At 58.9% G+C, this 10986-nt stretch carries 12 protein-coding genes and 1 rRNA gene; all 13 read right to left on the reverse strand.

Annotated elements, in window-relative coordinates; translation table 11 throughout:
- A 16S ribosomal RNA gene (locus EKD05_RS24155) occupies positions 1-75 on the reverse strand; the annotation flags it as partial.
- 919 nt (positions 76-994) lie between these two features.
- A complete protein-coding gene (locus EKD05_RS24160; protein ID WP_129677988.1) occupies positions 995-1222 on the reverse strand; it encodes a hypothetical protein in 228 nt (75 codons plus the stop codon).
- A complete protein-coding gene (locus EKD05_RS24165) occupies positions 1219-1530 on the reverse strand; it encodes a DUF4258 domain-containing protein (protein WP_129678012.1) in 312 nt (103 codons plus the stop codon). Before EKD05_RS24165 ends, EKD05_RS24160 begins: the two co-directional genes overlap by 4 nt.
- Before the next feature lie 535 nt (positions 1531-2065).
- Positions 2066-2488 (reverse strand): hypothetical protein, encoded by a 423-nt coding sequence (locus EKD05_RS24170; RefSeq protein WP_129677990.1) that lies wholly within the window; start codon positions 2486-2488, stop codon positions 2066-2068.
- The gene (locus EKD05_RS24175; protein ID WP_129677992.1) at positions 2460-2972 is read right to left on the reverse strand and encodes a DNA-deoxyinosine glycosylase; all 513 of its coding nucleotides are present in this window, start codon (positions 2970-2972) and stop codon (positions 2460-2462) included. The genes EKD05_RS24170 and EKD05_RS24175 overlap by 29 nt, the downstream gene beginning before the upstream one ends.
- Before the next feature lie 8 nt (positions 2973-2980).
- A complete protein-coding gene (locus EKD05_RS24180; RefSeq protein WP_129677995.1) occupies positions 2981-3298 on the reverse strand; it encodes a nucleotidyltransferase domain-containing protein in 318 nt (105 codons plus the stop codon).
- A complete protein-coding gene (locus tag EKD05_RS24185; protein WP_165360945.1) occupies positions 3265-3648 on the reverse strand; it encodes a HEPN domain-containing protein in 384 nt (127 codons plus the stop codon). Before EKD05_RS24185 ends, EKD05_RS24180 begins: the two co-directional genes overlap by 34 nt.
- 105 nt (positions 3649-3753) lie before the next feature.
- Positions 3754-4113, reverse strand: a complete 360-nt coding sequence (locus EKD05_RS24190) for a hypothetical protein (RefSeq protein WP_129677999.1) — start codon at positions 4111-4113, stop codon at positions 3754-3756.
- 195 nt (positions 4114-4308) lie between these two features.
- The gene (locus EKD05_RS24195) at positions 4309-5016 is read right to left on the reverse strand and encodes a glycosyltransferase family 2 protein (RefSeq protein WP_165360946.1); all 708 of its coding nucleotides are present in this window, start codon (positions 5014-5016) and stop codon (positions 4309-4311) included.
- 10 nt (positions 5017-5026) lie between these two features.
- Positions 5027-6430 carry a glycosyltransferase family 4 protein gene (locus tag EKD05_RS24200; RefSeq protein ID WP_129678003.1) on the reverse strand — a complete coding sequence of 468 codons (1404 nt, stop codon included), beginning with the start codon at positions 6428-6430 and terminating at the stop codon, positions 5027-5029.
- On the reverse strand, positions 6427-7200 hold the full coding sequence (locus tag EKD05_RS24205) for an SDR family oxidoreductase (protein ID WP_129678005.1): 774 nt from the start codon (positions 7198-7200) through the stop codon (positions 6427-6429). Before EKD05_RS24205 ends, EKD05_RS24200 begins: the two co-directional genes overlap by 4 nt.
- 103 nt (positions 7201-7303) lie before the next feature.
- Positions 7304-7912: a 2-amino-4-hydroxy-6-hydroxymethyldihydropteridine diphosphokinase gene (locus EKD05_RS24210; protein ID WP_129678007.1), complete on the reverse strand. Its 609-nt coding sequence runs from the start codon at positions 7910-7912 to the stop codon at positions 7304-7306.
- Positions 7913-8077: 165 nt separating this feature from the next.
- Positions 8078-10804 (reverse strand): aconitate hydratase AcnA, encoded by a 2727-nt coding sequence (acnA, locus tag EKD05_RS24215; RefSeq protein WP_129678010.1) that lies wholly within the window; start codon positions 10802-10804, stop codon positions 8078-8080.
- Positions 10805-10986 lie beyond the last annotated feature (182 nt).

Consider the following 10986-nt stretch of genomic DNA (forward strand, 5'->3'; position numbering starts at 1 on the left):
CACCCTGCGTCCGACTTGCATGCATTAGGCACGCCGCCAGCGTTCGTCCTGAGCCAGGATCAAACTCTGCGTTGAATCATGAAGGTTCGTATCTCACGATACAAACCGTGAATAAGCACGCACAGAACCACACTCGATTGTCAAGGTACAGTTGGCGGCGATTCATCAGCAATAAAAAATCTAGCGTCACTTGACTGTGACCCCAGAATTGGCAAGGACGACGTGTTGTCCACACCTATCTTGACTGATGTTGTCTTGTCTGCCTCCTGCTGGAGTGAGACACCTCATTTCTCGACCGCTTTGGGATTATACTCTATCCTTGGGAGCTTGTCAAGCCACATGTTGTGGGGTTTTAGGGCGATGGCATCTTCTTCCGTCGCCGTGAACGGCTCGGCTTTTGGTTTGCCAAGGCCACCTGCGTGGCCTGATCCAGCTGGCGCAGGCCGGCTTCGCAGACAGTAGCCAAGGCGTTTTGGGTTTCCCCCCTTCCATCGGGGTCGTACCGGAGTGCCGCCTAATGGTCTTCCAGAAATGAATCCGCTCTAGCCCACGAAGGTGGGCTTCGCTTCCCCTAGCCGAGGGCTTTAGCCCCACGGCATCGGGTTCATAGCGGATCATTTACTGCAAAACCATCAGTCGGCTGAGCCGGAGGCCGACTGAAGTCGGCACGCCCTGATGGCATGCGTGCACCCCAGGCCGCCCAGGGCACGGGTGCCTGGGGCGTTCCATATTTCGTTTTCAACATCGTAGGGTGGAAATAGCAGGGTGTCAAGTTGGTACGCGCGTTATTGAAGCCGCCCAACGGTGGCAGTCAGCTGCGCCGCTGGCGGGTTCGATAGACCGAGGTGAGCGACGGCACGAGACAGCGCCCTAAAAACCACCAGCACACGGGCCGCGCCAGCGGCGTCCGCTGCAAGCGATGTTGGGCGGCGATAGGTGTATGTATTTCTCGGATATATAGCCTGTCCTAATGAGGAATATATACGTATATTCTTTACGCCGCAAAATCAAAAACAGGGGCACGAATAATTTTTTTGGGAGCAGTCCGTGATTGAAGAAGAGCCTGAATTCGTTCCACCGTTTCAGGTGCAAACAAGCGTTCGCCTGTTTCGATATTGACCCGTGCAGGGACATGCTCAACGACAATAATTTCATCGCCAAGCTCAAGAATATACGTCACATCCTGCGCCTCGAAGTGCTCATTCCAATCATATGCGGTCATGGCGTTTCCCTCCGTATCCGATGCTGCTCCCATCGTGCGGGATCAGGCTCATAGAGCGTGATGATCTTCAGAAGCGGCCGCGACGGATAACTACAGTGAATATGGAGTGGCCGATGCTGATCGGTGAAGCCGAGCAGTAACACACTCGGCCCATATTTGTCATTCGGGTAATTCTCAATGAGTTCTGCGGTTGCTATCGCCTCTTTCAGTTCGTGAATGGAAATTGATCGGAGAATACTCTGTGTTACGGCATGTTCTGAAAACTCGTACGTATTCTGCTGTATTTTATCTTGTATTTCTCGGATCATCTTCACGCTTCTTGCGTTTCCTCGCTTCGTAACCGCATGCGGCAGTATACCACAGCGACTGCGCTTGGCGGCCGTATCACGCAGCCGTGACGTACGCTGGCGGTTCGCGGATCCATCTCACGCTGAGCGTCAGCGGTGCTCCGGACGCTCCGGTATGAGCGTCCTGGATCGACGGTTTTCCCGCGCTGCGTGTCGATGGCTCCCGATCGGCAGGGCGTTGTTCTAGTTCGGGCGGCGCATTTCGGCTGGCTCAGGCCTGATCGCGGCGCCGCCGCCGAACATGAACTCGACGGCGATTCGGCGGCCTCGATCAGCCTTACCCGTGCTAGGCCGCGATGATACCACCTACATCGGCCCGCTATGGTGCGACGCCGCACGGTTGCCGCCTAGCCACGATCCTGGTCGGCGCGACGGTGCTTCATGTGCCGTCGCTCCACCGTGCGTGCTCGACGACGCCACGCATCATTGCGCTCCATTATCCAGGAGTTTGTTCCCCACCATGCCGTATCATTCAAGCTGAGCGGAACGGTATGCATCAGAGAAGCGATGGGAACCTTGATTCACCCGTATGGAGATCAGGCCCAATGACGTTGCCATCCTGCCCACCCCGCCTGCGCGACCAGGTGCGTGCCGCCATGCGCCGAAGACAATGCTGCGTTGCGCAGCGAAGCGGCGTCTGTCGCATGGGCGCATCCACTTTCACGCTCCCCGCCATCCCCGCGAGCGTGGCGTTGCCGAGGTCAGCGCGTTGCGATCCCATCTCGCCGTGGCACGCGAGGTCGCGGTGCTGGCGCACCCGCATGCCCGCAGTTGCTCGCTCGCCGGGCGCACGATGAAAGACGTGGTTGTCGTGGCCCCCGCAGGGCTCGTTTCGGACGAAGCCAGTCAGGATCGCGGCGGGTTCAAGGCGCCGCGTATCGTCGGGGCGATCAGCGCAACGCGGCCGACCACGCCGCATATGTGCGTGCGTACGGGATCGCTGCGTTGGCCGGGCTGGTTGACGGCAACTGAACATAGACGAGATCTGGTCGCACGGCATGCATCCTGGCTGCGACGTGCTTGCGATAGATCGCGTTCGCTTTGGCACCATTGAAGCAGACCCGGTGAAGGTGGGGATGGTGGGCAAAAAACGCCACCAGGTCGTTGGGCACCACCGACGTATCATCAATATCCGCATCCAGGCTCGACGCACGCGTGCAGCATTGCACCACATCCCACACCGCGATCCGGGCGGACTGGAGGGCCAACCGGCGCTCGTCATACGAAGCCTCGGGCGCGAACCCAAGCATGTCCGCCATGAGCCGCCAAAAGAGATTGCGCGGATGCGCATCGTACTGCCCAGCAGCCAACGAGGCCGTGCTTGGCATCGTACCAAGAATGAAGCGTTCCGCTGTCGCAGTGCTGATCGGCGCAAAGCTATGAAGATGCGGCGTTCCCGGCATAGCGTTCCTCATACAACTCGTATGCCAGTGTCCAATATCTCTTTTACCAGTGGGTTGCTCGGCGTGAAATCTCTAGGATTGAACGGCAAGACCTCCAAATCAGTGCTGACAGCAATCGTGATCTTGCGAATTTTGTTCTTGTCCATGAAACGAATGCCCTCGAATTCATGAGAAACCAAAGCTAAATCAATGTCGCTCCATTGATTTGCCTGGCCGCTGGCATAACTACCAAACAAGATTGCCTCCTGAATGTCGAACCCATGCTCTTTGAGCGAAGTCAGGTAGTGTGCAATTATTTGTCGAATGTGATTTGGGATGTCAGCCATGAGGCAAACTCCTTGATTTTACTGAAATATACCTCCGCAAACTCTTTTGTGCAGAACTTGTAAAACTCGTTGCGATATTCGGGGTATCTCGTTTCCAGGTTAAAATCATTGACTTGATCCAAAAAGAGCTTTTGGTCTTCTGTGAGAGGCAAATCAGATGCTTCCGCCAATTTGAGCAGATTGTGTGTCTTCGGCGGTATCTTGCTGTCATTTTTGTATACGAAGAAGGCTTTGAGCGTTTTCTCTGTCACCAAATGACCGATAAATAAGCACCAATCATACCTTTCTGACAAGAAAAGCTGCTCGGCAGCTCCCATATCGTTCTTCGCTGAATCAAGCCAGTACTTCACATGCTCTTGAATGTTCATGCTGTCAATTATAGCAGAGCTATAGCAGTGTTTGGGAGTCAGGCTGTCAGGCTATAGCTCGTCGCAAAACCGGCGCGGGAGGCTGCCTTACGTGCGCTGGTGCAAGGCGGCCCGAATCGTTGCGGCAACGGATGCTGGATCTGGCACAGTGGCGATAAACCGTTGATACCGCGCACCGGGCTGCAAGGTGATCACGACGGCGGGCAGCTTTTGGTACACCGCGACAACGTCATTCCCACCGCGCCTAAGCATCGTGCCCAACACAATCACCCAAGGAAAACCTGTGCCTACCCGCATACCTTCAAGGATCGTCCACGGATCGTCAACCACCTCAACAAAGCTAATCTCGTTGAGGTTGGCGACTGCGCCGGAACGCAAGCCCCCAAGCTGCTCCCACAGCGAAAAACGGAAGACTAATTGATCACGTTCACATTCAAAACGCGCCATGGTAGACCTCCAATGACCTTAAAAAGACCAAAATGCCCTCGATAGGCATGGAGCATACTCATCACTATAGCGCATGTTCCCATGCTTTGCCCAATCAAAGCGTAGCAGGGGTAGGACTGATGCAACGTCATCTAAGGATTGTGTTTGGCACCCAAAGATCTTCTGGATCAACCCTTCCGGCGTGGTTTCGCCTCACTACGCCTCCCGATGCTGCAAAAACGCCGCGTAGTCGTTCAGGTTGTCTTGCGTGGTGCGATCGGCGATCTGGAACGAGCGGTTCTTGTAATGGAAGAGCACGGCCCGCGTGGCGATCAGGCTGCGAAAGCCGTGCGGGTAGAGCCGGCCAGCGAGCTCTTCTTCGTTGTGGTAGTTGAGGTTTTGTGGGTCGAACAGCATAGCGGGCGCGATTTCGTAGGCGATTACGCTGCGTTGCACGCCAAAGAAGAAGCCGTTCACGTTCAGCCCCTCTGGTAACTCGATCACTGCGGGCGACTCGGGCGTGTAATTTGTGATCCACTGTTCCTGGTTGTATGGTGCGCCCTCGGGGTTGCACACCGGGCCGACGATGCTTTGCGGCCGTTGCGTGAGCAGATCGGCCATGATTTCGATCGCCTGCGGCCCCAGCAGGACGTCGTTGTTGGCGAGGAACAGATTTTGCCATGCGCCGGCCTTGAAATAGGCATAGGCCTTGTTCCACGAATCCGTCACACCGCCGGGTGCCTCTTTGGCGATGATGTGCTTTACTCCCCATTCGCGGACGAATGCCACGGTATCGTCGCTGCTGGCGTCATCCACCAGCAACAGATCGAATGGCTTGGTCGGCAACGCACGGATCGACTCTAGCATCTGCCGAGTGTATTCAAGCTGGTTGAAGGTGGTGATGGCGATCAAGCTCGGATGCATACGGGTTTTCCTACTTCGGCACGACATACCCCGCCCGATACCAGCGCTCCAGAGTCGCTGCATCGGCGCTGGCGGCAGCGGCCTGCGCGGGGGTGAAGCCGCCGGGGTGGGCGGCGATCAGGTCGCTCAGCAGCGGCTCGCGCTCGTGGCGGGCCGCAAAATCGTGAAACACCATCCCGTCGCCCCACGTGTAGCACCATGGGGCCAGCACATAGCTTGTCTGTGCGCCCAGCGGCACAACCCGCGTCGGCGCAACCGGCACTTTTTGCGCATTCAGGATGGCCCGAGCATAGGCCTGCAATTGCTGCGTGATCGCAAAGTTGGCGTGCAGATAGGCCATCGTCGCGTCTGATGTACGCGTCCCCTCGCGCCAGATCGTCGCGGCGAGCGTGGCAGCGGCGGCGTTGTCGTCGTAGTGTACCTTGGCAACCAGGGTATCTGGCAAGAGTGAGCGATGGGTCGCCACCCGCGCAACAATCGCCGGGGTGCCGCAGGCGAGCGACTCGTAGGCCACATTGCCGAAGGCCTCGACAAACGAGCCCAGCACAAGCGTCACATTGCCGAGCCGGTAGTAGTCGGGCATCAGGCTTTGCGGGATCCACTCGTGGAAGATGAAGTGCTTACTCAAGTCGCGCGTGGCAATCATCTCCAGCGCCTCCTGGTAGAAAGCGCGTACATCGGGGGCGATCTTTTCGTCATACCAGCGCGGCACCAGGACGCGCAACGACGTGCAGCCGTACTGGTGTACCAACGCATCGGCGACGGCGATGGTCTGGCGCAGGCCTTTGGTTGGCTCGGGGCGGTGCGGGTGCAACACGACGAAATGCTGCTCAGGATCGATTCCAACGAACTCGCAGATCGCCCGTGAAGGCGGGCCGGGGCGGAACTGGTCAAAGTCGATTCCGTTGTTGATCGTGATGGCCCGCTGCGGCAGTTCAGGCAGGAAGCGCCCGGCGGTGTGCAGGTAGACCTGGCGCGAATACTCGGCGATGGCGATCAGCGTATCGGCGCTAAACAGGAAACTGCCCAGGATCGTCTCGGGATAGACATTGTCGCGCAGCGAGATCACCGTCGGCACATTGCGATAGAGGAACGGCACGAGCAACTCGCCGTCGTGCATATAGAAGCGGTCGGCGGTGGCGAGGCGATCGCCGACGGTCTGAATGATCTCGGCGATCTGGTAGGCCGGCACGGCGTACGGTTCGGGGAAGGGCTGCTTGAAGGGCAGCACGGGCAGCACTTCCACGTTCTCGTGCCAGCGGAACGGGTGCGCCTCGGGGTGGCGCGTGCAGAGCACCGTCACATCGTGGCCAAGTTCGCCCAGATGCGTCAGCACCGTGCGCTGGTGCTTGGCCGAGCCGCCGATCACCCGGTCGGGGAAGAGCGGGTTGATCGAAAAACCGACGATCTTCATACTTTGTCCTGGTCAAACTGGGCGGCGTTCTGGCCGACATTGGTCAGACCTTCGCCGCCATCGACCGTCAGCACCTGGCCGGTGATGAAGCGGCTGCCGAGCAGGTACAAAATGGCACCGGTGATGTCATCGGTGGTGCCCTGGCGGTGCAACGGGATGCCCTGGATGCGCCACGCGACATACTCGGGGCTGCGTGTGCCGGCGGGCAGCACCACGCCGGGGGCCACGCCGTTCACCGTGATGCGTGGGGCGAACTCCAGGGCGGCCATACGCGTGAACTCGACCAGCGTCTTCTTCGCCAACAAGTAGGCGGCGTATTCGTACTGGTTGAAGGCGAGCTTGTTGTCGATGATGTTGATCACCTGGCCCTGCTCCACCTGCGCGGCGAAGGCCTGGGTCAGAAAGAACGGCGCACGCAAATTCACCTGGAACTGCTGATCGAAGATCGCGGCGGTGGTGTTGGCTATCGTCGCCTGGGTGTAGGCCGAGGCGCTGTTGACCAGGACGCGCAGATTCGGCATCGCCGCGTGCACGGCTGCCATGTAATCTGGGATCGCCATGACATCGGCGAGATCGAGCGGGGCCAGGTGGCACTGCACCCCCAGGGCGCGGATCTCGGTGGCGGTGGCTTCGGCGGCCTCGGACGAGCGGCCGTAGTGCATCACAATATCGTAGCCGGCGCCGGCGAGCGCCAGCGCAATCGCACGGCCCAAGCGAATCGCGCCACCGGTGACGAGGGCGGCAGGGCGAGATGATGGCTCAGTAGACACGAGATTTCCTCATATTGTTACGCGCTTGATGCGACAGATGAAAGACGACAGACGACGACGGATGAACGAGCATTGCTCGGCAGAGCGCACTCTGGATGCCCTGTTACGCCGTGTGATAACGCAATCCCTCGCGCACGATGGTCAGCGGCGCGGCCCCGATCATCAGATCGTGGAAGGGTAAGCTCACGCCCGGTGCCAGGTCAGGTTGTTCGGCATCAGTGTGCATACCAATGGCGGCGATCAGTTCGAGCAGCATCGGGCGCGTATACGGCTCATGCGGCAACCGATCGGCGGGAACCTCCAGCGCACCAACTGCCAGGCCAAAGAGCGGGTCGATGTCAGCGGTACGGCTCTTCGTTTTGCTGCCCGGTGCGCCGCGATCGCGCCCAAAAGCGGTTTCGAGCGCATTACAGATCCGCTTCAGTTCAAGGGCTGACAGATCCAGATCAATGCATGCGACGGTATTCAGGAACGGGTCGCCAATGACACCGACCGGTGCTGTTTCGACGACGCGGCCCAAGTGCAGCGTTGGGGCGAGTTCGAGGAGCGCTTGCACCATTCGTGGCAGATGCACGTGCGGCGCAATATTACTGCCAAGGCCAAGAAAGTAGCGCATAAATTTAGTATAGGGAAGAATGCGTGGTCTGTCAACGAAGGTTGCTGGCGTCGTTCGCCGGCCACGAAGGGGGGCACGAATAAACGAAGAGCGCATGGGGCAGCCCCTATTCGTTTATTCGTTCTCAGTATTCGTGGTCGGCGGCGCGACCGGGAACGGAAGAAGATGCAATTGCCTTGGGGTTTGGGTGCTGCAGCCGCCAAGAAGCGCGCTTGTGCTGGGAGCGTGGGCACGGCACCGCCGTGCCCACGCGCATTCATCCTATGCTGCTTCGTTGAGCAGTTGGCGCAGGACGTACTGCAAAATGCCGCCGTGGATGTAGTACTGGATCTCTTGCGGGGTGTCGATGCGGGCAAGCGCTTTGAAGGTCAGTACGCTGCCATCTTCGCGGGTTGCCTCGACGGTCAGTTCGCGCCCGTTGGCAAAGCTATTGGCAATGGCTTCGGGTAGCCCGATGACGGTGAAGGTTTCGGTGCCGATCAAGCCCAGGCTTGCCGCATGCTCGCCGGGCAGGAATTGAAGCGGTAGGACGCCCATGCCAACCAGGTTGGAACGATGGATGCGTTCGTAGCTTTCGGCAATCACCGCTTTGATGCCCTGTAGATAAGGCCCTTTGGCGGCCCAGTCACGTGATGAACCCGAGCCGTACTCTTTGCCAGCCAGGATCATCAGGGGCGTGCCGTCGGCTTTGTAGCGCATCGCCGCGTCGTAGAGCGGCATCACTTCGCCAGTGGGGAGGTAGGGGGCAAAGCCGCCTTCGGTGCCGGGGGCGAGTTGGTTGCGTAGCCGAATGTTCGCAAAGGTGCCGCGTACCATCACTTCGTCGTTGCCACGCCGCGAGCCGTAGCTGTTGAACTCGCTGGTGGTCACACCATGCTCGATCAGGTATTTCCCGGTAGGTGAGTTGACTTTGATGCTACCGGCTGGCGAGATATGGTCGGTGGTGATGCTGTCGCCAAGCACGGCCAGCACGCGGGCACCGGTGATTGGCTGCACCTCGGTCGGGGCCGCTTTGCTCATGCCGTCAAAGTAGGGAGGACGACGGACATAGGTGCTCGTGGCTTCCCACTCAAACCGATCTCCCGTCGGAATGGCGATGTTTTCCCACAGATCGTCGCCCACAAAGACGCTTGCATAGCTTGAGCGATACATATCCGACTCAATCGCCTGAGCAATCGTCGCTTCAACCTCGGCCTGCGTCGGCCAGATATCGCGCAGAAAGACCGGCTTGCCCTCGGTGTCGGTGCCCAACGCTTCGCTGGTCAGATCCATATCAATGCGCCCGGCGAGCGCATAGGCGACGACAAGGGGCGGGCTCATCAGATAATTGGCCTTGACCTCGCTCTGCACGCGCCCTTCAAAGTTGCGGTTGCCCGACAGTACCGAGGCCACCACCAGGCTGCCCTGCTCAATCGCCGCACTGACCTCTTCGGGCAGCGGCCCCGAGTTGCCAATACAGGTTGTACAGCCATAGCCGACGGTATTGAAGCGGATCGCATCAAGATAGGGGGTCAGACCGGCTTTATTAAGGTATTCGGTCACAACCTTCGACCCGGGTGCCAGTGAGGGCTTGACCCAGGGCTTGGTATTCAGCCCGCGCTCGACTGCTTTTTTGGCGACCAAGCCGGCGGCAACCATCACCGACGGGTTTGAGGTATTGGTACAACTCGTAATGGCCGCAATCACCACCGAGCCATGGTGCAACTTGTGCTCAGCATCGGCATAGGGCAGCGGCACACCACTGGCGGCAAAATCGCCATTGTTGCCATTGCCGCCGATCATCGTCTTGACCGCCTGGTGAAAGCTCTCATTAACGCCACTCAGGCGGACGCGATCCTGAGGACGTTTCGGCCCGGCGACCGACGGCTCTACCGTCGCGAGGTCAAGTTCAAGCAGCGAGGTATACTCGGCGGTGGGCGTCGAGGCATCATGGAAGAGGCCCTGCGCCTTCATATAGGCTTCGACAAGGGCGACGCGCTCTTCCGGACGACCCGAGAAGCGCAGGTAACGCAGCGTTTCGGCATCAACTGGGAAGATACCACAGGTGGCGCCATACTCGGGGGCCATATTGGCGATCGTCGCACGGTCGGCCAGTGGCAATTCAGCGAGACCGGGGCCGAAAAACTCGACAAACTTGCCCACAACGCCATGCTTGCGCAGCATCTCGGTGACGGTCAGCACCAGGTCGGTTGCGGTGGCCCCCTCGCTCAACTTGCCGGTCAGCCGGAAGCCAACCACCTGGGGAATAAGCATCGAGACGGGCTGCCCAAGCATGGCCGCCTCGGCCTCGATGCCACCGACGCCCCAGCCGAGCACGCCGAGGCCATTGATCATCGTCGTGTGGCTATCGGTGCCGACGAGCGTATCGGGATACGCCTGCACCGGGCCGGTCGCCCGCGGATTCTCATCACTTGTAAAGACGACGCGGGCCAGATATTCTAGGTTGACCTGATGCACAATGCCATTGCCGGGCGGCACCACTTTGAAATTCTGGAAGGCCGTTTGGCCCCAACGCAGAAACGCATAGCGCTCTTTATTGCGCTCAAACTCAAGGTCTTTATTGATCAGCAGGGCCGCCTCAGAGCCAAAGGCATCAACCTGCACCGAGTGGTCAATCACGAGTTCAACTGGCTGAAGTGGATTGATCAGGCTCGGATCGCCGCCCATATCAGCCATTGCATCGCGCATCGCGGCCAGATCGACGACGCACGGCACACCGGTGAAATCCTGGAGAATGACGCGCGCCGGGGTAAACGCAACTTCGCGGTCAGGCTCGGCCTGCGGCTGCCACGCGGCCAGGGCACGGATATCATCAGCCGTAACGGAACGATCATTTTCGGTACGCAGCAAATTTTCAAGCAAAATACGCAATGAATAGGGCAACCGATTCAGCTTCACACCCTGCTGAGCGAGGGCATCCAGGCGATAGATCTCATACTCACGTTCACCAACCTTGAGGGTCGCACGAGCACCAAAACTGTTTTTCATCACGGTCTCCTCTGGCTCACCGGCCTGCCGACGGTGGCGGCCAATATGCACCTTCTGATCGCCTTGATTATAGCACGCACTCTTTATCTGGGGCGTAGCCTTCAAGTGACCGTTACGGTTTGGGGACTACGTCTGCCAGGCCCTCTGGGGGCCAGCCGAGCAACTGCCCCCGACAGAGTTGG

The sequence above is a fragment of the Candidatus Chloroploca sp. Khr17 genome, assembly GCF_004138165.1.
Classification (GTDB): Bacteria; Chloroflexota; Chloroflexia; order Chloroflexales; family Chloroflexaceae; genus Chloroploca.

Coding starts and splice junctions, on each gene's coding strand:
- EKD05_RS24170 (WP_129677990.1), bottom strand. CDS start 2,488: ATGCGGCGTGGTCGGCCGCGTTGCGCTGATCGCCCCGACGATACGCGG.
- EKD05_RS24210 (WP_129678007.1), bottom strand. CDS start 7,912: ATGCGCTCTTCGTTTATTCGTGCCCCCCTTCGTGGCCGGCGAACGACG.
- EKD05_RS24175 (WP_129677992.1), bottom strand. CDS start 2,972: ATGCCGGGAACGCCGCATCTTCATAGCTTTGCGCCGATCAGCACTGCG.
- EKD05_RS24200 (WP_129678003.1), bottom strand. CDS start 6,430: ATGAAGATCGTCGGTTTTTCGATCAACCCGCTCTTCCCCGACCGGGTG.
- EKD05_RS24195 (WP_165360946.1), bottom strand. CDS start 5,016: ATGCATCCGAGCTTGATCGCCATCACCACCTTCAACCAGCTTGAATAC.
- EKD05_RS24160 (WP_129677988.1), bottom strand. CDS start 1,222: ATGACCGCATATGATTGGAATGAGCACTTCGAGGCGCAGGATGTGACG.
- acnA (WP_129678010.1), bottom strand. CDS start 10,804: ATGAAAAACAGTTTTGGTGCTCGTGCGACCCTCAAGGTTGGTGAACGT.
- EKD05_RS24165 (WP_129678012.1), bottom strand. CDS start 1,530: ATGATCCGAGAAATACAAGATAAAATACAGCAGAATACGTACGAGTTT.
- EKD05_RS24180 (WP_129677995.1), bottom strand. CDS start 3,298: ATGGCTGACATCCCAAATCACATTCGACAAATAATTGCACACTACCTG.
- EKD05_RS24190 (WP_129677999.1), bottom strand. CDS start 4,113: ATGGCGCGTTTTGAATGTGAACGTGATCAATTAGTCTTCCGTTTTTCG.